At 52.1% G+C, this 23,828-nt stretch carries 24 protein-coding genes; 5 read left to right on the top strand and 19 right to left on the bottom strand.

Annotated features, from left to right (window positions below; genetic code table 11):
- Positions 1-2: 2 nt before the first annotated feature.
- The 5 genes from J4617_RS15535 to dagR all read right to left on the bottom strand — a co-directional run bounded on the left by J4617_RS15535 (position 3) and on the right by dagR (position 5,693).
- Positions 3-863 (bottom strand): PTS system mannose/fructose/sorbose family transporter subunit IID, encoded by an 861-nt coding sequence (locus J4617_RS15535; RefSeq protein ID WP_001519740.1) that lies wholly within the window; start codon positions 861-863, stop codon positions 3-5.
- Positions 860-1,609 carry a PTS sugar transporter subunit IIC gene (locus J4617_RS15530; protein WP_000380259.1) on the bottom strand — a complete coding sequence of 250 codons (750 nt, stop codon included), beginning with the start codon at positions 1,607-1,609 and terminating at the stop codon, positions 860-862. Before J4617_RS15530 ends, J4617_RS15535 begins: the two co-directional genes overlap by 4 nt.
- Before the next feature lie 145 nt (positions 1,610-1,754).
- Positions 1,755-2,240 (bottom strand): PTS system mannose/fructose/N-acetylgalactosamine-transporter subunit IIB, encoded by a 486-nt coding sequence (locus J4617_RS15525; RefSeq protein WP_001284295.1) that lies wholly within the window; start codon positions 2,238-2,240, stop codon positions 1,755-1,757.
- A gap of 10 nt (positions 2,241-2,250) precedes the next feature.
- Positions 2,251-2,676 (bottom strand): PTS sugar transporter subunit IIA, encoded by a 426-nt coding sequence (locus J4617_RS15520; RefSeq protein ID WP_000214106.1) that lies wholly within the window; start codon positions 2,674-2,676, stop codon positions 2,251-2,253.
- 218 nt (positions 2,677-2,894) lie between these two features.
- A complete protein-coding gene (dagR, locus tag J4617_RS15515) occupies positions 2,895-5,693 on the bottom strand; it encodes a transcriptional regulator DagR (RefSeq protein WP_001252672.1) in 2,799 nt (932 codons plus the stop codon).
- A 196-nt stretch (positions 5,694-5,889) separates the two neighbouring features.
- Here dagR and J4617_RS15510 point away from each other — a divergent pair, with 196 nt between their 5' ends.
- Together J4617_RS15510 and J4617_RS15505 are read left to right on the top strand one after the other, a co-directional pair.
- Positions 5,890-6,183, top strand: a complete 294-nt coding sequence (locus J4617_RS15510; RefSeq protein WP_000824212.1) for a YicS family protein — start codon at positions 5,890-5,892, stop codon at positions 6,181-6,183.
- Between the two features lie 105 nt (positions 6,184-6,288).
- Positions 6,289-7,671: a glycoside hydrolase family 1 protein gene (locus tag J4617_RS15505; protein WP_017465920.1), complete on the top strand. Its 1,383-nt coding sequence runs from the start codon at positions 6,289-6,291 to the stop codon at positions 7,669-7,671.
- A gap of 59 nt (positions 7,672-7,730) precedes the next feature.
- Here J4617_RS15505 and nepI read toward each other — a convergent pair whose 3' ends face one another.
- Positions 7,731-8,924 carry a purine ribonucleoside efflux pump NepI gene (gene nepI, locus J4617_RS15500; RefSeq protein ID WP_001004798.1) on the bottom strand — a complete coding sequence of 398 codons (1,194 nt, stop codon included), beginning with the start codon at positions 8,922-8,924 and terminating at the stop codon, positions 7,731-7,733.
- Positions 8,925-9,139: 215 nt separating this feature from the next.
- Here nepI and J4617_RS15495 point away from each other — a divergent pair, with 215 nt between their 5' ends.
- From J4617_RS15495 to J4617_RS15485, 3 genes are all read left to right on the top strand, one after another.
- Complete coding sequence (locus J4617_RS15495) at positions 9,140-9,499, top strand: type II toxin-antitoxin system RelE/ParE family toxin (protein ID WP_001217953.1); 360 nt, start codon at positions 9,140-9,142, stop codon at positions 9,497-9,499.
- Positions 9,483-9,806, top strand: coding sequence for a DNA-binding transcriptional regulator (locus tag J4617_RS15490; protein WP_001274841.1), 324 nt, complete (start codon positions 9,483-9,485; stop codon positions 9,804-9,806). Before J4617_RS15495 ends, J4617_RS15490 begins: the two co-directional genes overlap by 17 nt.
- 184 nt (positions 9,807-9,990) lie before the next feature.
- Positions 9,991-10,770, top strand: coding sequence for a hypothetical protein (locus tag J4617_RS15485; protein WP_000353908.1), 780 nt, complete (start codon positions 9,991-9,993; stop codon positions 10,768-10,770).
- A gap of 350 nt (positions 10,771-11,120) precedes the next feature.
- Here J4617_RS15485 and J4617_RS15480 read toward each other — a convergent pair whose 3' ends face one another.
- From J4617_RS15480 to J4617_RS15420, 13 genes are all read right to left on the bottom strand, one after another.
- A complete protein-coding gene (locus tag J4617_RS15480; protein ID WP_000621109.1) occupies positions 11,121-11,390 on the bottom strand; it encodes an HPr family phosphocarrier protein in 270 nt (89 codons plus the stop codon).
- 9 nt (positions 11,391-11,399) lie between these two features.
- Positions 11,400-12,260, bottom strand: a complete 861-nt coding sequence (locus J4617_RS15475; RefSeq protein ID WP_001131802.1) for a class II aldolase — start codon at positions 12,258-12,260, stop codon at positions 11,400-11,402.
- A gap of 62 nt (positions 12,261-12,322) precedes the next feature.
- A complete protein-coding gene (locus J4617_RS15470; protein WP_001113549.1) occupies positions 12,323-13,807 on the bottom strand; it encodes an FGGY-family carbohydrate kinase in 1,485 nt (494 codons plus the stop codon).
- Positions 13,800-15,158 carry a PTS galactitol transporter subunit IIC gene (locus J4617_RS15465; RefSeq protein ID WP_000997824.1) on the bottom strand — a complete coding sequence of 453 codons (1,359 nt, stop codon included), beginning with the start codon at positions 15,156-15,158 and terminating at the stop codon, positions 13,800-13,802. The genes J4617_RS15470 and J4617_RS15465 overlap by 8 nt, the downstream gene beginning before the upstream one ends.
- 75 nt (positions 15,159-15,233) lie before the next feature.
- Positions 15,234-15,521, bottom strand: a complete 288-nt coding sequence (locus J4617_RS15460; protein ID WP_000041396.1) for a PTS sugar transporter subunit IIB — start codon at positions 15,519-15,521, stop codon at positions 15,234-15,236.
- On the bottom strand, positions 15,518-15,991 hold the full coding sequence (locus tag J4617_RS15455) for a PTS sugar transporter subunit IIA (RefSeq protein ID WP_001152237.1): 474 nt from the start codon (positions 15,989-15,991) through the stop codon (positions 15,518-15,520). Before J4617_RS15455 ends, J4617_RS15460 begins: the two co-directional genes overlap by 4 nt.
- A 17-nt stretch (positions 15,992-16,008) precedes the next feature.
- On the bottom strand, positions 16,009-16,752 hold the full coding sequence (locus J4617_RS15450) for a GntR family transcriptional regulator (RefSeq protein ID WP_000854956.1): 744 nt from the start codon (positions 16,750-16,752) through the stop codon (positions 16,009-16,011).
- A 376-nt stretch (positions 16,753-17,128) separates the two neighbouring features.
- Entirely contained in the window at positions 17,129-17,581 is a 453-nt protein-coding gene (locus J4617_RS15445; protein WP_001519640.1) for a DUF1198 domain-containing protein, read from the bottom strand.
- Between the two features lie 192 nt (positions 17,582-17,773).
- The gene (uhpT, locus tag J4617_RS15440) at positions 17,774-19,165 is read right to left on the bottom strand and encodes a hexose-6-phosphate:phosphate antiporter (RefSeq protein WP_000879181.1); all 1,392 of its coding nucleotides are present in this window, start codon (positions 19,163-19,165) and stop codon (positions 17,774-17,776) included.
- Positions 19,166-19,307: 142 nt separating this feature from the next.
- On the bottom strand, positions 19,308-20,636 hold the full coding sequence (locus J4617_RS15435; protein ID WP_017465921.1) for an MFS transporter: 1,329 nt from the start codon (positions 20,634-20,636) through the stop codon (positions 19,308-19,310).
- Between the two features lie 9 nt (positions 20,637-20,645).
- Complete coding sequence (gene uhpB, locus J4617_RS15430) at positions 20,646-22,148, bottom strand: signal transduction histidine-protein kinase/phosphatase UhpB (protein ID WP_001091264.1); 1,503 nt, start codon at positions 22,146-22,148, stop codon at positions 20,646-20,648.
- On the bottom strand, positions 22,148-22,738 hold the full coding sequence (gene uhpA, locus J4617_RS15425) for a transcriptional regulator UhpA (RefSeq protein ID WP_000633672.1): 591 nt from the start codon (positions 22,736-22,738) through the stop codon (positions 22,148-22,150). The genes uhpB and uhpA overlap by 1 nt, the downstream gene beginning before the upstream one ends.
- A 74-nt stretch (positions 22,739-22,812) precedes the next feature.
- Complete coding sequence (locus J4617_RS15420) at positions 22,813-23,826, bottom strand: aldose 1-epimerase family protein (RefSeq protein WP_000213210.1); 1,014 nt, start codon at positions 23,824-23,826, stop codon at positions 22,813-22,815.
- Positions 23,827-23,828 lie beyond the last annotated feature (2 nt).

Raw genomic sequence — 23,828 nt, 5'->3', positions numbered from 1 at the left:
ATTTACAGCACTCCCAACAACGAACAGATTATGCTCAGTGCGACAATCGACAGCAAAATGGTGGTGTAGCGCGGCCCTTTTTTTACCAGATAGAAGTAGATGGCGAATACCGCCGCCAGTGGCAGTAAGCCCGGCGCGATAGAGTCGAGGATCTGCTGAACCACCACTTCAGATCCTTTCAAGGCGCTAATTTTTAACGGCGTGGTGATTTTGACGTAGCTGGCGGAAAGCGCGCCCATCATGATCAAACCCAGCACGTTGGCCCCGTAGATCAGTTCTTTGATTCGCCCCCCTTGCAGCAGGCCGATAATCGAATCACGCCCCAGCGTATATCCCTTGTGGACCATACCGTAGCTGATCGCCAGGGTGATCGCCGGGTAGAGAATCAGCGGGATAATACCACCCATCGCGCTGCCATTTGCCGCGAACGGAATAAAGATCGCTATCAACAGCGGCATCACCGCCGCCCAGATAATCGAGTCGCCCATCCCGGCAAGCGGCCCCATCAGGCCAGTTTTAATGCCGGTGATAGACGAGTCGTTAATCGGCTCGCCGCGCGTTTTTTGTTCTTCCATGGCAATAGAGATGCCCTGAATCACCGCGCCGAAGGTCTGCTCGGAGTTAAAGAAGTTAAGGTGGCGTTTTAGCGCTTCTACCTGCTCCTCTTTTTGCGGGTAAAGTTTTTTGATGATCGGCGTCATCGAGGCGCAGAAAATCAGGCTTTGTAAGCGCTCATAGGAGCTGGAAACCTCGGCGCCCAGCCAGTAGATAAACCAGGCTTTGGTGATATCTGCTTTGGTCAGCGCCCCGCTTTCCCGCGCGCGCTCAACCAGTTCATGTTGCATTACGTCACTGCTCATCATGCTGCTCCTTCATTTTTCGCCAGGCCTTTAATCAGGAAGGCGACACAGGTGCCGAAGATGGCCATCGCCATGATGTCGACCTTGAGGTACAACACCGCGAAGAACCCGCCGATAAACCACGGCAACAGGCTCTTTTTACCGATCACCATAATGGTGATGGCAAAGCCCAGCGCCGGCAGAATGCCGCCCATGATTTCAAAGGAGTGGGTTAACCAGTGCGGCATCAGTTTAAGGAAACTTTCCACCACATCCTGGCCAAAGTAGTTAGCGGCAAAGACCACCGGGAAGCGCAGCACCAGCCCCAGCAATGCCGGGTAAAGAAAGGCGCAACGCATGATGCCCGCCATGTTTGCCGTTTCCGCGTGTTTATCCGCCATATGCACCCAGGCGGCGTTCAGCGTGCGCCTAAGCTGATCGAGAAACACGCCAATCACGCCAAACGGGATTGCCAGTGCGATCGCCAGGTTTGGGTCCATACCGGCCTTCACCGCGATAGGAATGGAGATACAGGCCGCCAGCGCCGGGTCCGACGGCACGTTGCCGCCCGGCGTTGAGGTCACGCCCAAATAAACGAGCTGCATCCCTGCGCCGATGATCATCGCAGTCTGCATATTGCCAAGCAAAAGCCCGACAAATACCGCGATCACCACCGGTTGTAACAGCATCGCGGAGAAGGTGTAGCCGAGGCGTAAACGGGCAAACCAGTAATACAACCCCATCAGGCTTGCAAAGAGTAAGGTATCCATAGTGTTATCCTATACACTTCATCCTTCAGGCTGCCTCTTTGTTGGCTGCCTTCGCTCACCCCAGTCACTTACTTTAGTAAGCTCCAGGGGATTCACTCAGTTGCCGCCTTGATGCATCCAGAATGATTTTGTGTCTATTAAAGGGTTAGAATTTTTTCAGGATATCGTCGAGCGGCTGCGGCTTATCTTCCGGAATGGTCTGGAAAAATACCTGAACGCCACGGTTTTTCAGGTCGTTAAGAATGCCGACGTCTTTTTCATCCAGCGTAATATTCTGAAAAACCGCCTTGCGGTTTGGCCCGCCGCCGAGACCGCCAACCTGAATGCGGGTGACGTCAAAGCCCAGTTGTATGGCGTCCTGCACCGCCGCCAGTGACGGAAAAAGCACCAGCACGTTACCGTCGCCAAGCTGATTTTCTTTCCATGCAGCGGCAAAACTCTGGTTGCCGAAGCAATCCACTTTGATATTTGGCGGCGCCGCCATCAGGTAGATATTTTTCATAAACGGATCGGCGTCCAGTTCATCACTCACAACGGCTATCCGGTTCGCCTGAGATTGTCCGACCCACTTCGTGACAACCTGTCCATGAATGAGACGGCTGTCGATGCGGCATAAAACGATATTGGCCATGATGTTTTCCTTAGAGTGATTGTTGTAGCTGACGTACATGGGCGACCACATCCAGGCAGCTACTGCGCCCGGCCTCAACTAACTCGTCCACGCAGGCGGTTAGCATCCCTTGTTCGCGCCTGTCCAGCGCCTCCAGCAGTAGCGACGCATTCAGTCCGGCAATCACCGCCACCGGATAATCGGCGCTTAGTCGCGCCGCGACGTTGGATGTCGTGCCGCCGACAAAATCCGTCAGGATCAGCGAGCCTTCCGGCAGCGTTTTCACCACGGCCTCGACGCGTTGATAAAACTCGCCCAGCGTATCGACAGGCATTAGCGCGATTTCCGTCACGCCTTTAATTTCGCCCGTGACCATACGCAGGCTGTTGCAAAGCGGTTGTCCCCAGCCGCCATGCGTCAGCAGCAGGATGTGGGGCAACGGTTGTGTGGTAGTCAAAATGGCCTCCTGGCGCAATTACATGAGAACACCGGCATATATTGCCCGGTGGCACTGCGCTTACCGGGCCTACAGGACGCTCCCGGTAGGCCGGATAAGGCGTTTACGCCGCTATCCGGCATAACGCATCATCAGAAGAGCAAAGGTTGTGCCAGAATTTGTGTCACGCGAGGAAGAAGAAAGGTCTGGCGAGGCGCGAAGCCCCGCCAGTAAAAGGATTAGCTATAGAGCAGTTCGTAGATATAAAAATATTCCGCATCCGATAAACGGATGGCGTAGGCGTCTTCGATCGGCAGAAAAGCGGATTTGATGACACTAAACGCGCGCGCGTCCAGATTCGGCTGACTTTCCAGCGCCATCTGTAACGGTTTACGGTTAATCACAATACGCTCTACCATACAGCAGCAGTGGATCAGGAAGCGCAGTGTCACCTGGCGACTTGGTTTCAGGGAAAGCGAAGACGTCAGATGGTTAAAAACGCCCTCCATCTCTTTCAGAATACGCTGCGGGTTAAGCACGGAAATATGGTTGATGATGCTCTCCATCGTTAGCGCGCTGATAAAGCGCATGGCGCTGCGCTCCATCTCCAGACGGCGTTCAGCGTTGGACAGATCGGGCGTTAACAGGCTCAACACCAGTTCCGGCCCTTGTTCGGAGAAAAGCTCTTCCAGCGAAATAAACGGAATATCCGGCAACCCCGGCTGGAAAGTACCGACAATCCCCGCCAGCCGCTCGCTGGCATTCAATGCCTGCTGAACGCGCTCCAGACTACGTACCTCGTTATAATCAAGGATCACCATCCTGGTGTCCTGCGACATCAGCTCGCCAAAGCTCTCCTCCAGCACCTTTTTGATTTTTTCCGCCGTTCCCATGCCGGTAATACAGGAGATGACCAGCACTTTGCCGCCGTTCTCCTGCTGCGGCGTACAAAGCTGGCAGGGGATATTTTTACTCTGCAGGAGCGCCGTCAACTGTGGTAAGTCGCTGGTTTCATAGCTTAAATCCAGCCCGACTTCCAGTAGACTGGTCAGCGTGATGTTCGGCATGAGCAAAACATCTATCTGGAATAATTTACTGATGGTGCTGCCGAAATGGATCAATGAACCGATGTCCACCAACAGGATAAGCCGCCGATATTGGCGGGTTTGAATCATTTGGGTCAGCGTTTCCAGCGTGTCATGCACCGACTGTTCAAACGGCATGTCGATGGCGCTGAACAGCTCGCGCTCCAGCACGCGGTTGACATATTGCGCCTGGCTGGTGGCGGTGGTCGCGCCGTGAGCGATCAAAATGACCCCGCAGTCGGGGCTGGCATCGATGCGCTGGCGATAATGGCGGCACTCTTTCAGGAACAGGCATAGCCAGACCACTTCCGTCGCCGGACACTGAATATGCAACAGTTCGTTGATTTTTCGACACAGCAGCGTGGCGTTGTCATATTCGTCTTTGCAGCGATCCAGGATCAAACTGGAAGAGTAAAGCTGCGGGATCAGGCCGCGCTGCACGTAGCCTATCAGCGCCAGGAAGTGTTTACGCAGTGGGTTAACCAGATTTTCCGGCAGCGAAAATCCCAACACCTGCTCTACGCAGCCAATCAGCAGCGTCACGCGCTCTTCAATCTGGTCGCCATAGCGCGGCGGATGCGCCACGCTGTCGCGGCTGTAGAGACCGTATTCAAAAATCGAGCTGAGTTTATTTTTCAGGATCGCCAGCGTCTCCGCCGGGGGGACGTTACTGTTGCGCAAATTAACATATTCGCGCGTCAGGAAGCTGTAAAAGAGGTCGCTCTCTTCAATTTCCGCCCCGGTCGCCAGCGACGTCTTCAATGCGGGCAGCGTGCGCGCGTCTATATTTAGCCGCGCTTTACCGTCAAACAGAGTATCCACCAATAGACGCTGTTCCGGCGTCGGGTTAACCGACATCTCCGCCAGCCGCTTATCCAGTTGTAGCGTGTCGTTATGCTCGGTCATTCCCGATGCCCACGCCTGAGCGCAGAGAAACTGAATATCGCTTTTTAGCTGGCCGATATTGCCTTCCAGGGGTTTATTCAGCAACCAGAGCAACAACGGTTTATCAATGCTGACCGTGCGTTCTATTTTGCGGCTTTCCCGCTGTAAGAACCCCACGATCAGTTCGATCTGTTCTTCAACGGAGCGCTGGCGAATACCCGGCAAATCAATGCATACCTGAATACGCCGCTGGAAAGTACGTAACAGCGCCGACCCGACCGGTTCGGTAGTGGCGCAAATCAGGCGTACCGAAATTGATCGCGGCTGGCTGCTCACGCCGAGCGGACGGTACTCGCCTTTATCCAGAATAGAGAACAGCTTTTCCTGCCCTTCATAAGACAGACGGTGCACCTCGTCCAACAGCAGATAACCACCGTCCGCCTGCTCCACGAGGCCTGTTTTATGTTCATTCGCGCCGGTAAACGCCCCCTGCCGATGACCAAACAGATGCGAGGAGAGCAGTTCCGGGTTATGGGCGTATTCCGCGCAGTTAAAGTAGACCAGCGGCGGGATAGCGCCGCTCGCCTGTTCACAGGCGAAACGGTGCATCAGTTCCGCAAAAAAGGTTTTACCGACGCCGGACGGCCCGGTAAGCAGAACGTGTAAACCGTGCGGATAGAGCACCGCCGCACGGCCTTTTTCTACCGCATCGCGCAGGCTGCGATCGTAACCAATCAGGCTGGTAAACGGATCGTCGGGCGCGTAATGCTCTTCATGCGGCAGCACATCCGCCACCGACCGCACTTCGCGTTCAGACTCTTCCAGCTGTCGTCCCAGCAACGTTTCCAGCGCCTGGCGATGCAGAAAATAGACCGGGCGGCCACGGCTTTTGATTGCCAGGCCGTCATTCCATAACTGATTGAGATCTTTGCTGACGGAGTTACGCGCCAGCCCAAGATTGAAACCTATCGCCTCCGCCGTAAACGCCGTCTCCTGCGCCAAATCGGCAAGGCATAGCCCGCGCGTCAGCCGTTCCAGCTCTCCCAGTACGATCTCAATACGTCTCATTACACTACCGCTTACGAAATAAAAGAGTGTTCAGAACATACACTATTCTGCCACGCAAGAAAGTGAAGGCGCAGCGAGAAACCGCCTTCCCACTTTTGCCTGACTTCAACGCCAACGGATAGCACGCCCCGATGAGTGAGCGTCGCGCGGTCTACACTTACTCTTGAAAAAGTGCAAACCGATAAGGATACCGTTTATGAAACGAAAAACGCTTCTGCTTATTGCCGCGCTTGTCGCGCTACCGGGCGTCACGTATGCCGACTCTCCGTTTAGCTCACTCCAGTCGGCGCATGAAAAAAATACGATTTTAAAGGATTTGCGCAAAATGTGTACGCCCAAAGGCGCGCTAACCGATGAAGCCTGGGAGAAAAAAATCATGGCAAGCGAGGGGAACCAGCAGCATATTCGGGAGGCGATGATCGCGATAGAGCGCAACAATCAGCATAACTACTGGCAGGCTCTCGGCAAGGTGGAATGCCCGGAGATGTAGCACAGCTTTTCCGCTTTTTGGTCGCGAAAATGCGGACTGTAACCGGTTTCTGTTCGCTAAAAGCGCGTATTCTGGAGCGAATTTACGCGATCAAGGAGTACGACAATGCGATACCGTTTTCCCGATAACTTCTGGTGGGGCAGCGCCTGCTCAGCGTTGCAAACCGAAGGGGATAGTCTGAATGGCGGTAAAAGCCAGACCACGTGGGATGTGTGGTTCGAGCGCCAGCCGGGTCGTTTTCATCAGGGCGTCGGTCCAGCGGAAACCTCAACGTTCTATCGCCACTGGAAGCAAGACATCGCGCTACTGAAACAGTTAAAACATAACAGTTTTCGCACCTCGCTAAGCTGGGCGCGGCTCATTCCAGATGGCGTAGGCGAGGTGAATCCACAAGCGGTGAGCTTCTACAATCACGTCATCGACGAGCTACTGGCGCAGGGCATCACGCCGTTTATTACGCTGTTCCATTTTGATATGCCGATGGTCATGCAGGAGAAAGGCGGCTGGGAAAATCGCGACGTCGTAGAGGCGTTTGGTCGGTACGCGCAAACGTGTTTTACCTTGTTTGGCGACCGCGTGAAGCACTGGTTTACCTTTAACGAGCCGATTGTGCCGGTGGAAGGCGGCTATTTGTACGACTTCCACTATCCCAATGTGGTGGATTTTAAACGTGCGGCCACCGTGGCGTACCATACCGTGCTGGCGCACTCGACCGCCGTGCGCGCCTGGCGCGCCGGGCGCTACGACGGTGAAATCGGCGTGGTGCTGAATCTGACGCCGTCCTACCCACGCTCGCAGCATCCCGCCGATGTGCAAGCCGCGCATCATGCGGATCTGTTATTCAACCGCAGTTTTCTTGACCCGGTATTAAAGGGAGAATACCCGGCGGACTTGGTGGCGCTGCTGAAAACCTATGACCAGCTGCCTGCCTGTCAGCCAGGCGACCGTCAGCTTATTGCCGACGGCAAAATCGATTTACTGGGGATTAACTATTATCAGCCGCGCCGCGTGAAATGCCGTGATACGGCGGTGAATCCGCAAGCGCCGTTTATGCCGGAGTGGTTATTTGACTATTACGACATGCCGGGGCGCAAGATGAACCCTTACCGCGGCTGGGAAATTTACGCGCCAGGAATTTACGACATCATCACCAACCTGCGGGATAATTACGGCAATCCGCGCTGTTTTATCTCCGAAAACGGGATGGGCGTTGAGAACGAGCAGCGTTTTGTGCAAGCGGGACAGATTCACGATGATTACCGGATTGACTTTATCTCTGAGCATCTTAAATGGCTGCATAAAGGCATTAGCGAGGGCTGTCACTGTCTTGGCTACCACATGTGGACCTTTATCGATAACTGGTCATGGCTGAACGGCTATAAAAATCGCTATGGTTTTGTACAACTGGATTTAACCACCCAAACGCGCACGGTGAAAAAAAGCGGAGAATGGTTTGCCGCCACCGCAGAGCATAACGGTTTTGATTAAGCGTTTATTATTGCCGGATAACGACTAACGTCGTATCCGGCCTAAAAATGGTAGCAATATCAACTCATTGGCGTAATACGGACTTTCGCCGCCACGACTAACGCCGTCAACAGCATCAGTCCGCCGGAAAGCGCCAGCGGCGAAAGCAGCCCGAAATTGTCGAGCGCATAACCGCCCACCGCCGCGCCACAGGTATTTGCCAGTTGAATCACCGCGACCTGGATGGAACCGGCTTTTTCCGCCTGATCGGCAAGAGAACGAGTGATCCACGTTGACCATCCCACCGGCACCAGCGCAAACGCCAGCCCCCAGATAATCGCTATTGCCGCCGCCACGGTTTTGTCGCTCCCCCACACAATGAGCGTCAGCGCGCTCAGCGCCAGTAGCAGCGGCGCACCGGCCAGCGCCAGTTTTACCGAACGTTTCAGGACATAAGATGAGAAAGAAGTGCCAACGAAGCTGGCAATACCAAAACTGAGCAACACCAGCGTCAGACCATCAACGTCAAAGCCCGCCAGATTCATATAGACCGGGCGAATATAGGTAAAGAAAGCGAACTGCCCGGCAAAAGACATAAAGATGGCGATCATCCCGGCCATCACGCCAGGGCGTTGCAACAGGCTAAACATATTCTGTTTCTGGTGAGAAGGTTCGCCCGGCAGCGACGGCAGTGATTTCACCACCCAGATGACGCACAGTACGCCCATCACCGCAGCGGCGTTAAAGACATTACGCCAGCCAATAATACCGCCCAAAAAACTGCCCAGCGGCGCGGCGATCACTAACGCGATGGAGACCGCGCCAAAAATCACCGACAGCGCTTTCGGCACGGTACGCGCGGGAACCAGTCGCATGGTCAGCGACGCCGACATCGCCCAGAATCCGCCCAGCGCCAACCCAAGACAGGCGCGGCCCAGCAATAGCAGCGTAAAGCTGTTGGCAAAGGAGACCATCAGACAAGAAGCCGTCAGCAAAACGGCGAACAGAATAACGATATAACGCCTGTCGGTCGCCTGAATAATCTGGGTAATGAACAGGCTGGAAAACATCGCGACAAACGCCGTAACGGTGACCGACTGACCGGCGACGCCCTCGGAGATCCCCAGATCCTGCGCCATCGGCGTCAACAGACTAACGGGCAAAAACTCAACGGTAATCAGGCAGGCGACACAAAACGCCACGGCAAAAACGGCTGACCAGTTAGGCCTGGCAACCCCATCAGCGCGGAATTTTTCTGCGATATTTTCATTCATTGTGGTTACCTGCGTCGTTTTAGTGCGGAAAATCCACGCAGTGTAACATTACAAAATGTGATCTGATTAACATTTTAGCAACTGACATTGTTGCGCTGCATTTTGCGAGGCTGGTCGAGCGTTGAGAATTATCTTCTCTCGCTGCGTGTAAAACCAAAAGGTAAGACATAGTGTATCACCTGGTGCTATACTTTAGATTACAGGATGTCAACCTGATGCGAATCTTCAAAACCAGGTGGTTTAACAGAGAAGCGAAGTCCCACACGATAAAAGATGACGAGTTAAGCGAGGCCATCAACGCCGTACTGCAAGGAAAAGCAGATAATCTCGGCGGCGGGGTTTATAAAAAACGTCTCAATCAAAATCGCGATCGCGCAATCGTGTTGGCAAAGGGAGGCGAACATTGGTTTTACACCTTCCTGTATGCCAAACAGGATATGGCCAACATTAGCTATCGCGAACTTGCGGGTTTCCGTGAGTTAGCAAAACACTATGCTTGCCTGACCGAAGATCAGATAACGGCACTCATTAATAACAAAGAACTGGTAGAGGTGCGCCATGTCAGCAAAAACTAAATTCAAAAGCCCTGCCTTTGAAGCGATTCATAGCGCGGCATCTGGATTATTTAGCGTGGATGCCATTCCCCAGGAGACAATGCGCAGTTTTGACACGGCCTGCTTAAGCAGCATCAAAGACCTGCAGCCACTTGAAATAAAAGCGTTACGAGAAGAACTCAACGTTAGCCAGCCGGTTTTCGCTCGGTACCTGAATACCAGCGTATCAACGGTTCAAAAGTGGGAAAGCGGCGCCAAGCGTCCCAGCGGGATGTCACTGAAACTACTTAATGTTGTCCAAAAACACGGGCTAAAGGTGCTGGTATGAGGGTTTTACCGATGGTCTGTTAAGGCTAAGTCGGATGTCTGAGGGTGGGCAAAGTTAAAATGTCCGCTAAGCGCCAACAGCAGACGCTGCTCACTTTATCAATCATCGGGAAAGATTAATGAGTACTATAAGTTGTTAATCGACAGTATCATGGTTTTATGAATCAATTGATGGGCGTTATGACATGGATATTAATGAGTTTCCACCGGGAGTAATTGAACACCTTGGCTGGTATGTGTATCGATTAATTGATCCAAGGGACGGAAGTACCTTCTACGTGGGGAAGGGAAAAGGCAATCGTGTATTTGCTCATATGCGCGGTGAGGTCGCAGCAGTGGATGATGATGAGTTACTTAGTAACAAGCTCAAGCAACTTCGAGAGATAAGATTAGCTGGTCTTGAGGTCATTCATGTTATTCACCGACACGGTATAGCTGATGAAAAGACCGCTTACGAGGTTGAAGCCGCCCTTATAGACGCCTACCCCGGTTTAACTAATATCATGAACGGTGCTGGCAGTAATGAATATGGTGCTGCACACATCAAAGAGTTAATCGCCACATACCAACCTGAAACAATTGTATTCCAACATAAAGCCCTGATGATCTCTGTTAACAGAAGTTCAAAAGATGTGGACCTTTATGATGCCGTACGTTTTAGCTGGCGGGTCAGCGTTGAGCGTGCCCGTAAGGCTGAAGTTATATTGGCTACAGTGAAGGGAATCGTAAGGGGTGTATATGTCGCTGATGAGTGGCTCAAATCTACCCGTGAGAATTTCCCAGAGATATCCTCATGGGATGAAGACGAGGAGTTTGAAGCTACTCAAAATTCCCGCTTTGGATTTCGAGGAAAAGTAGCGCCACCTGCGATAGCACAGCTTTATCTCGGTAAAAAGATTCCAGAGGATCTTAGAAAGAAAGGTGCGATGTCTCCTGTGAGATATTCTCCTGGTTTCGATTTCTAAAGAGTCTGTCAGTAATTCTGTATAACTTTAAAGGTGATCGCTCAGGTGGTCACCTAACTTGAGAATAAAACGACTCACCGCCAGTTTTGGATCGGCATACTCCATTTTTTCGAACGTAGCGACAATTTCGCGCGGGGTCATCCCTTTAGTCAGTTCCGCCGCAAGAGCTTTGAGTTTCTTTTCATCTATAATTTGCCTGTCCCGTTGTTGAAATGAGCACTTCAACAACGGGTAATTAAACAAATTTAATAACAGTCTCAGACGGGATTGTTTTCCGGGTGGAGACGATTCATACGATAATGGGTGCAGGAAGCCTCTACAACTTCCTGCGCCGTTTGACGGGAATTGCACTATACTGACTCACCAAAGCCATCAGCAAATGCAGATTTTAATTCATCCATAAAAGCCAGTTCATCCTGTCCATCACAAATTAAATCAATCATTGTGTTTCCCTTTACGCCAGCCCCCAAAATACTCATCATTCCTTTAATAGGAATTTCTTTGTCATTATTAACTAGCGTTAATGAAGACTGGTATTTTTTGACAATTTTCGCAAGTGTCGCGGCTGGCCGCGCATGAAGCCCCGTACTGTTCATAACGCGTACTGTTTGTCTAATCATATATTTTCCTTAAGAGACTTTGCGGAATGCTGAGTGATGTTTATTCATCATCTTAATTTTAGAATAAACATCATCCTCAACTGCCTGTTTTGCGTTCGCCATGACACGCGCCAGATTAGCCTCGTTGTTATTATTTACCCAAGCCTTACCGACAGTAGTAATAAAGGCTTTGCGCAAATCACTCGCAATATTCACTTTGGCTACTTTGTAATTAACAAAGCTGCGAAGAATATCCGCGTCAATACCAGAACCTCCATGAATAACCAAAGGTACCGGACTGACAGACGCGATGCGTTGTAATAGCGGGATATCAATGCGTGGGATATCTTCAAGACCATGTACATTACCAATTGACACTGCCAGCATGTCGCACCCTGTCTCCTCAACAAAGCGCTGAACCTTCTCAGGTTCAGTTTTGCAGTCAGCCTCGCTGACATGATCATCTTCCTTACCCAGAATAGCGCCTAATTCCGCTTCGACGGGAACACCAAATGATTTACAGAAATCGACAGCTTCTCGGGTAAATGCAATATTTTCTTCGAACGGTAGCGCCGCGCCATCAATCATTACTGAGGTAAATCCGGCCCGGACAGCCTGCTTAACATCTTCCAGAGTTTTCCCATGATCCAGATGCAGGCTGACAGGAACATCCATTTTGTCGGCATGCCGCTTAACAATTTCATAAATGTAATCGTAACCTGAAAGCTGTGCATTAGTAGGAGCAATTTGAATAAAATTGGGCAATCCGGAACGTTCTATTGCATTAAGAATGGAAATTGTTGTCTCCAGGTTCGTTGTATTAAATGCCCCCGCAAGGACATGTTTTTCCTGAATACAATTGAGCAGAATCCTACCATTGACTAAAGGCATATTAACTCCAGATATTTATGTGAGCAGTGTAAGTAAATTATCGAACTATTGAGTTATCACAGTTATTCACCAATAAGCGCCCCTTCTTGCCGCAGTTTAAATTGGTAAAATGACAGCCATTGCTGCTGATATATTTTCAACTTTGCAGAACGAACCGCGTCAGGAAAATATCGCTCAGCTACAGGAACAGTCGGGGGGACAACATTCGGACAGGCTATCAACAATGCTCCAAGGGAGACGGTTTCATCAAAAGCAATGGCCTCAATTGGACACTGGAGGATGTCAGCCTTCAACTGGAGCCAGTATGGGTTTTTCACCGCAGGGCCAATGACTTTTACTGTCCTGCCCGCCGGGATATTAAAGCACCCATGACAGTGTGCAAACTCCATCGCCAGGCCAATAAAGACACTCTCAAGCAGAGACTCCGGAGGAAGTGAATCCGTCAGCCCAAAAAGCAGGCCACGAGTGTGCCGATTTTTATTTGGCGAACCCGAGCCCCGCAAATGAGGAATAAATACCGGCACATGCTCGACAGACCAGGAAGGTTTGAGGTATTGCTCCATGACTTTTTCCAGGCCTGTGCTTATTTCCTTATCAGTTAAACGAAAGGTTTTTTTCACCCATTCAAGCGCATAACCGCCGACAGGCAGAGAAGCGAAAAGCGTGAAAAATTCACCATCGGAGTAACAACCATTTGCCAGCTTATCCCTGCGAGCCTGCACATCAAGCGTTGGCTGTGTATTCAGCAGTAAAATACCCTCTGTCGTGCCGGTAGAATTCAGCACATCGCCCGGTTGCATCTGTAATGCGCGGGCACCGACCATATGATCGTGTCCAGCGAGTGTGACTTTTACCTCATGTGGTAATCCCAACTCCTGCCTGAGCGTTGCCGTCACCCATCCAGCCACTTCACCCGGCTTTATCAACGGAGCCAGTACACCGAACGGTATGCCGAGAATCCCGGCAGCATTACGAGACCAGGTACGGCGAGCAATGTCCAGACACAACGTTCTACTGGCCAGCGATATTTCCGTCTTTTTCGCACCTGTCATTCGCCACAACAACACTTCTGGTGCATGTAACCAGCAGATATCTTTTCTTTCATGCAAGGAGTAATTATCAAGCAACCATCTCATTTTAAATGCTGAGTAATTACTATGAGGTGGCAATCCCGTTATAGAATACAGTTCTTCAGCCTCTGCCTTGCTTAATGACGAGAGATAAGATTCACCACGTCGATCATACCAGGCCAGCATCGGGGTAAGAATGACGCCCTCCTTATCCACAAAGACGCCAGACTCACCGAAACTCGCAATACTGATATTTTTTACCGGAAACGGTACTGAAGCCACCAGTTCAGCCATTACCAGTCGCAGTGCCTGCCACAGCGCTTCGATATCGAAGTCTACCTCGCCTTTGTCCGACGATATTGTTGGCGTCGGAAACTTGCGGACTTCCAGAACTGACGCGTCATGACAGGAATAGCAGCTGACTTTGCAGTTAGTTGTACCAATGTCAATGACAAGCGCTGCGTGGTAATCAGGCATAGACCGTTCCTTTTGTCAGGCGAAAAACACCATAAATAATCAGCGCAAGCACAGGAATCAGCCCGATAGCAATAATATTTCCGTTGAATATTTCAAGCAGCCAGAAACGGAAGGGGTTACCGCCATCAAGGAAGCTTGATACCTGACCACTTGACCCCTCAGCCATTTTGAAATTGACATCTTTAGCCATACCGGTAATAAATGGCGCAATTTTGGTCGCAATCCACAAGTCGGCGACAATAACAGGAATTGCGGTTATCACAGCCCGGAAAATATTGCCACGACATGCCAGTACAATCATGGAAGCCATGACTGCCAGGTTCGCAAGGTCTCCGAGTGGCAGGACTTTATTGCCAGGAAGAAGGAATGCAATAAAGACAGAGATAGGTGTCAGAATCAGTGCTGTAGATATAATGGCTGGGTTACCTACTGCTACCGCGATATCCAGTCCGATAAAGAGATCATCACGGCCAGGATATTTGGCATTCAAATATTTCTTAATGGCTTCAGACAGAGGTAATAAACCTTCCATCAAAATTCGTACCATACGCGGAAGAATGAACATGACACCGCCAATGCTGATCCCCAGCAACAGGATATGTTTAAAGTCATATCCGGCAATGATGCCCAACAAGACCCCCAGAATAGTACCCACCATCATAGGCTCGCCGAAGATTCCCATTTTTTTCTGAACGTTTTCCGGATCAATATGAATACGGTTAACGCCTGGGATCTTGTCGATAATTTTATCGAACAGCAATCCAATCGGAAAGAAGACGACAGATGACAGGGTCGGAAGTGAAATACCTTCCAGACCGAAGTACTTTGCCACTAATGGCGCAGACCAGTCCGCCAGTTTGAGAACCACGATCGCGGCAATAGCGGCTGCGGACAGACCCAAAACAAAACTCCCTGTGCTGTAGTAAACCAGCGTTCCAGCCAGGGCAAAGTGCCAGTAGTTCCACATGTCGACATCAACAGTACGTGTCTTATTCAGGGCCAGCATGGCGACATTAATCAGCATCGTCAGCGGAATGACAAAGGGTGCGATTGGTGAGCCCCAGGTAATTGCGGCCAATGGTGGCCAGCCTAAATCGACAACAGGAAGGCTAATACCAGTTCGCTCAACCATTGCCTGTGCAGCCGGGCCTACGTTGCTGGTAAGTATGTCAAAGATGGCATAAATTCCGACAAACCCTATTCCGACAATTAACGATGAGCGAAGTGCTTTAGCGGGTTTTACTTTGAAGAACAATGCCAGGAAAAAAAGGACCAGCGGCAATAAAACCGTTGGGCCAAATCCCAGGACATATTGCACAACGGTATAGAGAGTATGTGCTATATCATTCATATCCGACCTCTTATTCAGATGTGACCAGACCTCGCGTTAGCGCCTGGGTAATTTATCTGTTTTTTATTTATGAAATCAGGCTTGGCCTTTAAGGATTGAAACTATTTTTTCAAGAACTTTATCTTCACCTACTCCGGTAATGATTGGCAGACCACTAACAACCGGAATATCCAGTTCATAAGGAACTTTCGTTGTTGATACAACCAAAGCTGCACCATCGGTATTGTTTGGCAATGAGGCTACATTAGTTTGGGAATAATTAACATCAAGCCCATTGTCTTTACAATATTCCATTACTTTTTCTGCCACAGCCGTGGAAGTAGCAACACCCGTTGCGCAAACGAATAGTATCATTTTACTCATACTTCACCTCTTTCAGATATGCGTGTGTAAATTGACTGATAAATTTCATCATCATTCATGACCAGTAACTGCTGCATAAAATCCTCATCCTGGATCACATCCATAATCCAACCCAGTACGTTGAGCTGCTTATTGCTTTCACCTAAAGCAAGCATAAACACCACCCTGACAGGTACGGGATCTGGTTCCCCGCCCATATCTTCGAAATTGACGGGTTCTGCCAGTATTCCAACGCTAATGGCATTTTGGCGAACATACCTGTGATCAGTATGTGGAATAGCGACACCTACAGGCTCAACCGGTAGACCCGTTGGAAAATTCTGTTCTCGCGTAATGACGTGATCGGCAAAATCAGATACAACCATACCATCGTTAATTAACGGACTGGCAAGAGCCTTGATTATGTCATTCTGACTCACCTCTTTAGGGAGGTGTCGAACATAATGACGGCGAAAATGAATATCCTGCATAGATTCCTCTTTGCTAGTCAGGCATCCAGGCGCTGTAAAATAGTGCCAAGATAATATTTATTACCTTTTAACCAGACGTTACCAAAATCAATGGCCAATCCTCTAGAAAAAAACACCAACTGTTCCAAATGCAAAACAGGTGCGTCTTCACCAATATCAAGATAATGGCCTCGCTCATTACCAATTAATTTAGCTGCGTAACGGCTTTCAGAAAAACTTATTTTCTTATCAGATAATCTTTCTATTGCTGAAAATAAATTCTCCCTGGTAAAATCTACATCAATAATACCGGGGCAGAGATCAATGTTGATACGATTTTCAATCAACATGACTTTTTCATCGCCAATACAACGAAGGCGTTTAAGAAATAAAACATCTTGTCCCGGTTTGATACTCAGTTTCTCTGCTACAAAGCGGTTAGCGGGCTCCAGTCGGGAGGTTATAACACTGGTTGTGAAGTTTATCTTCTGGCTGGCTAAGGCTTCAGCAAAGGAGAGCAAACCTTCACCCAGTGGGTAAGCAACATTTTCCTTCTTTACGAAAGTTCCTTTACCCTGCACTTGCACAAGAACACCTTCCCGGACAAGTTGGTCAACCGCTTTTTTAACGGTACCGCGACTCACCTCCAGCATATCCATGATTTGAAACTCTGAAGGTATCCTGTCATCCTCAACCAATTCTCCGCTATAAATACTTTCCCTTATCCACTCCACAACTTGTTGATACAGTGGGATGTGTGAACTTTTACTCAATGTTTTCATGGTGCGCGCCTAAACATTTAGAGTTGTCTATAGACAATCATGTACAACTTCGAGTTTATGATAAGAAATTTTGAGACAGGAGGTATGGCAAGGAGTCACAGTTTTAGTGTTCAAAACAAGATCACATTTCCGTGATATATGTCACGGAAATGATGAGCTATAAGTCTCTGACGTTTTGGCGTCATTAGCGGTTATTCGGTGCGTTACTTCTGTGGTTCACCCTTAGCAAATACGATGGCGGCTACGCTTTATTTGGCTAACGATGAATCGCGTCTCCAGGCCGGATAAGCGCAGCGCCACCCGGCCGTTAATCGTGGCTCGCCGCCCTTGCCAGCCTCATTCATCTCGTCTTTTGTTAACGAGATAGTGAAGAGTATCAATGCAGCCAGTGGACACCCTCTTCCGGCTGAAAAAAGGCGTTATAGCGCAGTTGAAACGCGTTGATCTCCTGCATATCGGGTTCCATTTCGCGCAAAAAGCCCAGCGCCAGCCGTACCTGTGTGTCGGTGATCGGCGCGGCTAAACGCGCTTTTTGCAGCAAGCGATGCCACCGCTGCAAATTCTGATCGCCGCCATCGACAATCACCATTTGCCAGATAAGTAACACCTGAGCGGCATTTTGCAAATGCGACTCATCAGGGCGATGCAGATACTGTAAAAATTCACCGCCCGCCGTTTTACCCATCTGATCAATCATCGATTCTATCGGCACTACATCAATATTCAGACGTTCGCTCAGGCGGCGAATCGCCCGGCGGGTATCCGATGTCAGCACCCGAAACCCCACAATAAACACCACCACAAACGTGGCCAGAATCAACCAAATCATGCGCACATCCGTCACCAAACAGGATGCCCATCATAACGGTAAATTTATAACTGTCGACGTTCTGGCCTGTCAGGATGTGATTTATTAACGCCTGTCTTCATTTACGCCAGACGCCGGATGTCCTGTCTGACGAACGCAAGGCATAAAAAAGCCCGGCGTTAAGCCGGGCAAAACGTTACCAAATGCACACATTTAAGCGATATTGACTTGCTGAATTTTTTTCTCACGGCGGATTTTGCGCTCTTCCATCACGGCGACCATCGCCATCAGGCAGATACAGCCGATCGCGGCGGCGTCCAGCGCGGCGAAGGTGCCCGCCCAGCCGGTCAGACCAAAAACGGGGGTGCCGTCGGCAATCATGCCCAGACCCAGCTTGGCAAAGCTATCGCCGATAAGATAAGCGAAGGTTCCTTTGATACCGTCCGCAGCGCCGATGGCTTTTTTCGGTACGAAACCGACTGCCGCCACGCCAATTAACAGCTGCGGCCCAAACACCAGGAAACCGAGCGCGAACAGCGAGGCCAGATAGACATACTGGTTGCTGGCGTGCTGGTAGACGCCGAGGGTGGCGATGATTAACGCCAGCGCCACACAGGCTACCAGCGCGCGACGACCGTTCGCCAGGTCAGAGAGCCAGCCCCACAGCAACGTGCCGACCAGCGCGCCCACTTCAAACAAGGTAAAGCCCTGAATCGCCACCTCTTTAGAAAGTTTCAGTTCCTGGAAGGCGTAGACGGTTGACCACTGGTCGATACCAATACGTACCACATACAGGAAGATATTGGAGAAGCACAGCAGCCAGATCACTTTGTTTTTCAACACATATTCAACAAAGATCTGCCACTTGGTCATTTCGTTTTCTTCAGTCTCTTTATCCTCTTCGCTGATCTCTTCGCCGAACAGTTCTTCAGCTTTACCCAGACCGTAAGATTCCGGGGAGTCGCTGCCAAAACGCAGACCGATAAAGCCAACGATCAGCGCGATAATCGACGGGAAGATAAACATGCCGATGACGTGACCGTCGAACAGGTAGTTGGCGCCGAACAGCGCCACGCCTGCCGCGCCCGCACCGCCGAGGTTGTGGGAGATATTCCAGAAGCCGAGAAAGGTGCCGCGTTTACGACGCGGAGTCCATTTGGTGATGGTCGAGTAGCTGCACGATCCGCCGGTACTCTGGAAGAAACCGCTCAGGGCATAGAAAGCGATCATCAGAAACAGACTGGTTGACCCCGCGCCCATGCTGGCGCTGAAGCCGAGCATACAGATAGCGGAGAGGATCAACATAAACGGTAGAAACTGCTTGGTATTTTTACCGTCAGCGTAGTAGGAAACCAGCGTTTTCCCCACGCCGTAGGTGATCGAGAAGCCCAGGCCAATCATCCCCAGCTCGGTCATGCTCAACCCGTAGGTAGAAATCATGTCGTTCTGCGCGATGTTAAAGTTTTTGCGGATCAGGTACATGGTCAGGTAGCCGATAAAAACCACCAGATAGGACTGCATGAACGGCTTGAACCACATTTTACGCCGCACATCGAGCGGCAGATCCAGGGTCGGCTTGCGCACCTGGTTTAAGAAGGCCAGCATGGATTACTCCTGAGCTAATTTTTATACCTGCGAATGGCAGGCATTGTAAAAATCCACAGGAAAAGGGGCCTGCGACAGCGTCCAGGCAAAACCGGGAAAATTTCTTAGTTTTGCCCCATTCAGCGCAAAAAGGTGAGGTGCATCACGCTTCGCTGGTCTCGCGCGGGGCCTGAGCGTTCAGAAATGGCAGCAGCAATAGCGCAGAGATCCCCGCCGCGATGGCGATGACCGCAAAAAAACCGGTCCAGTGCCAGATCTCCAGTACTTTCGCTAACGGCCAGCCGGAAAGCGACGCGCCGAGATAGGCGAACAGGCCGACAAAGCCGGTGGCCGCGCCCGCCGCCTCTTTATGCGAGCACTCCGCCGCCGCCATGCCAATGAGCATCTGCGGGCCGAAGACAAAGAAACCGGTGGTGAAGAAACAGGCCGCCTGCATCACGTAGCTGGCGAACGGCATCAGCCACAGCGAACCCACAGAGAGCAGAATCCCGGCGGCGAAGATTAAATTCATCGGTCCGCGGTTACCGTTGAAGAGTTTGTCCGAGCCCCAGCCCGCCACCAGCGCGCCGATAAATCCCCCCAGCTCAAACATCGATACTGCCGTGTTGGCCGTGACCAAATCCACGCCCAGCGTCTCGGACATATACAGGTTGCCCCAGTCGTTGATCGCCGCGCGCACCACGTACACTAAGACATAACACAGCGAAAGCAGCCAGATATAGGGATTCAACAGCACATATTTAGCGAGGATTTCTTTGCGGCTTAGCCCCGCGCCCTCTTGCTGTTGGGCAACCTCCAGCGCATCGTGCCGCCAGTCGCCTACCGGCGGTAAACCAATCGCCTGCGGACGGTCGCGCAGCCGCCAGCAGAGGACCATGCCCACCCCGATGGCAAGCAATCCGGCCACCATCATCCCGACGCGCCAGCCATAATGCAGGGCGACAGCGGCCATGACGAGAGGGATCAGCGCCCCGCCGACATTGTGCGCGGTATTCCATAACGCCCACCAGCCGCCGCGCTCGGTACGCGAGTACCAGGCAGTCAGCAAACGGGCGCAAACCGGCGATCCAAACCCCTGGAAAAAGGCGTTCAGCGCCCATAGCAGAGCAAAGGCCCACAGCGAGGTCGAGAAGCCGAACAGAATATTCACTACGCCGGTCACAATCAGCCCGATACCCATAAAATAGCGAGCGTTAGAGCGATCGCTAACGATGCCGGAGACAAATTTCGACACCCCGTAGGTGATGTAAAACAGCGTCGCCAGCAGGCCGATATCGCTGCGGGTCAGAATGCCGCTGGCAAGGATTTCCGGCGCGGCGGCGTTAAAGCTTTTACGGGTGAAATAGAACAGCGCATAACCCAACCAAATGGTGATCAGGATGTGCCGCCGCCAGTAGCGATAGCGGGCGTCAACCTCGTGCTTATCGGTGATGAGCGGCGCGTTGGCCGGGGCTTTTAAAAACGAAAGCATTATCCTTCCTTAAACGTAACGCTGGGGCAACGAGACGCTCACCCGCGTACCGTGGGTACAAGAGATGGTTAGCGTCCCGCCGAGCGCCGACACGCGTTCGCGCATTCCGGTCAGGCCGAAGCCCTGCTGGTGAGAGCCCGGCGGCAGGCCGCTGCCGTCATCCTCAATCACCAGCATCAGCCGCTCATCCTGCTGCCAGCCCTGGAGCGTCACCGCGCTGGCATTGGCATGTTTTACGATGTTATTCAGCCCTTCCTGACAGACGCGAAACAGCGTCACGCGCTGACTTTCACTCAGCGCCGTTTCGTCAATTCGCCAGTCGAGGTGACTGACAATACCGCGGCTTTCCAGCTCCATTTCGCGCAGCAGCGAACGGATGGCCTGCGCCAGCGTTAAGTCGTCTAGCTGGCGCGGGCGCAAGCGCCCCAGCAGGCGACGCACGGCGTCATACACGCCCAGCGAAAGCTGCTCGATAAGTTGCCCGCTCTGCTTCACGCCGCCGTTATCCGCCGCCAGTCGTTGCACAATGCCCGCCTGGGTTCGAATCGCGGTGATGGTCTGTCCGATGTCATCGTGCAGCTCACGCGCAACATCGCGCCGCACGCTCTCTTCGGTCTCCAGAAGACGCTCCGCCAGCCGATGGTTGCGCGCCAGCTCCTTTTGCAACGACTGGTTCAGCTCGCGCAGGCGCTGAATGCCCGCGCCAAGCAGTAGCCCGGTCAGGCTTTGCGCCAACAGCGAAAGTAATAAATCGACGGGATGATCGTGCCAGGTCTGGCTGGCGATCAACGCGATAGCGTTCATCAGTGTGGCAATGAGCGCGCCCTGCCAGCCATAATGCCAGGCGAGCGCGATAATCGGCAACGCCAGGCAGAACGGCGTGAAGCGCGAAAGTTCAGCAGGTAAACCCAGTTGCAGCCACAGACTGACGATAAACAGCAGCAGATACCAGATCAGATGCCGCCCGCGCCAGTTTACCGGCTGCGATACCAGCGATGGTCCCAGCGGCAGCCAGGTAGTGCTGGTGAGATAGTGCCAGAAAACCAGGCAGATGGGGGCCAGCGTCAGACCACCCGTGAGGGTCAGCAGTAGCGCGTTCCATGCCTCTTCCCCCTGCCCCAGCCAGGGCAGGGATTGCAGTAGCGCCGCGGCGGTGAGGGCCGCGCCCTGAAGCAATAACGTGCGCCAGTCGCGCTGATGGCGGTAACGCGAAGTCAGCGCCACGGGCAGTAGCGTCAACACACTACCGATCATCAAAAGCGGCAGATGGGCCAACGCAACTTCCTGCGCCAACCAGTACACCAGCAGCCACTCCGCGCCCAGCAATACTGGCCAGTATCCGCGCGGGCATTGCAGCATAAGTCCCAGGCGCAGGCCGAAGGGAAAGAGTAGCGCCGCCAGCTCCGGGCGCTCTACCAGATGCAGGCTGATACTCCACAGGCAGAACCACGCGGCGGAGAAGATAAAAAAGCAGGCAACAACGGTGATTAAACGGGAAAAAAAGGTGTTCATTACCAACCGTCAAACATGCGATGCGCCAGTTCAACGTCATTGCTGACGCCTAATTTTTCCAGCAGATTCGCGCGATGGACATGCACCGTTTTTGGCGACAGCCCCAGCTCGGCGGCAATCTCTTTTACCGCCATACCCTGGGCGAGTTTTTCCGCCACCTGACGCTCGCGTTTGGTCAGCGGATCTTGCCGACCCGCCGCCAGTTTCACGGCAATATCGGGGGTCAAATAGCAGCCGCCCGTCGCCACCGTATGCACCGCGGCGATCAGTTCATCCGGACTACAGCGTTTAGAGAGAAAACCGCGCGCGCCGGCGTTCAACGCCTGTTCCACCAGCGCCGGGCTATCGTGAACCGAGAGCATGATCGTCGCCATCCCTTTTGGCAGTTGGCTTAGCAGCTCCAGTCCGGAAATATCCGGCATTGAGATATCGCAGATACATACCTGTACGCCGCGCCCCGGTAAGCCTGCCAACGCTTCGCGCCCGGAACCAAATTCGGCGACCACCTGCAAATCAGGTTCCAGCCCCAGTAGCTGTGCAAAGCCGGAGCGGACGATAAGGTGGTCGTCGATAAGGGCAACGGTGATCATGGGTTCTGTCCTGATGGATAAAAAAAACGCGCTTACCTTAACGATAAGCGCGCGGCTGTTCAAGCCTTGAGCGGTCAGACAATGCCTGTCGTGACGGTGAACGTCCGGGTTTGCTGCGGTTCCAGTTGAAGCAAGGTTCCATTTCGCTGCGCCGCGAGAAAACCTTCAGGCCGACAGGTCGCGGGCAGGGCAAAGGCGGCAACCTGCTGATCGCCGTTATAAAGAATCCAGCGGGTCACGTAATTTAGCTCCGCGCTGGCGAAACGTGTCACGAACGTGGTGCCATCCGGGGCGATCATACTGAATTCCGGGGTGTCCGTGTATCTGTCCAGTTCATCGGCGAAGAACACGATTTCCGGGTCATAAAAGCCAGGCTCGTTAAGCGTTGCCAGCGAGGCTTCACCCTGCAAAAGCCGTTGATTAAACGCCAGCCACTGCGCCGTGGGTTTGACATGCGCCGGCACCGACTCGCGTAGCTTCAGCGCGGTATCCGGGATATTCTGGCGGAACGTGGCGTTCGGCACATAGGCATAGTTCATGTGGCACATGTACTGTAGCGGCATGGCGACTGAAGCCAGGTTAGTCACTGTCATCTGAATATCAAACAGCGCGCTTGATTTACGCATTACCACCGCAGGTTGCGCCTGATAATGATGACCGAACCCCATCACATACTCGTAGCGCCCGGTCACGCGCAGACTGTCGCCCTCTAACTCCAGCCAGGCGTCGTCCATGGCAGCGCAGGGCATCTCGCCGTGCAGCGGATGTGTATCTTCCGGCGACGGGCAGCCATTCGCCAATAGTCCGGAATGGAAAGCAAAGCAACCATACGTTGCCACCACTTCCGCAGCCGGCTTCGGCTGGCGGAACATGTTGCGCATAGTCAGGTCATGACCGTCAAACTGCGCGTCCCAAATCATCTGCCCCATCCAGGGCAGAATCACCAGATGACCGCGGCTGTTTTGTATTTTCAGTCCTTCCACGCCGCTGGCGTAACGAAACGCCGTAACCGTAAAATCGTCATTTTCCAGCAAGATACGCGGCTGCTCGCTAAAAAGCTCCCGCCATAATGTAATACGTGTTGTCATGG

This window comes from Salmonella sp. 32010601201800023SM (assembly GCF_017572235.1).
Taxonomy (GTDB): domain Bacteria; phylum Pseudomonadota; class Gammaproteobacteria; order Enterobacterales; family Enterobacteriaceae; genus Salmonella; species Salmonella enterica.
This window is presented reverse-complemented; position numbering and strand designations above follow the sequence as displayed.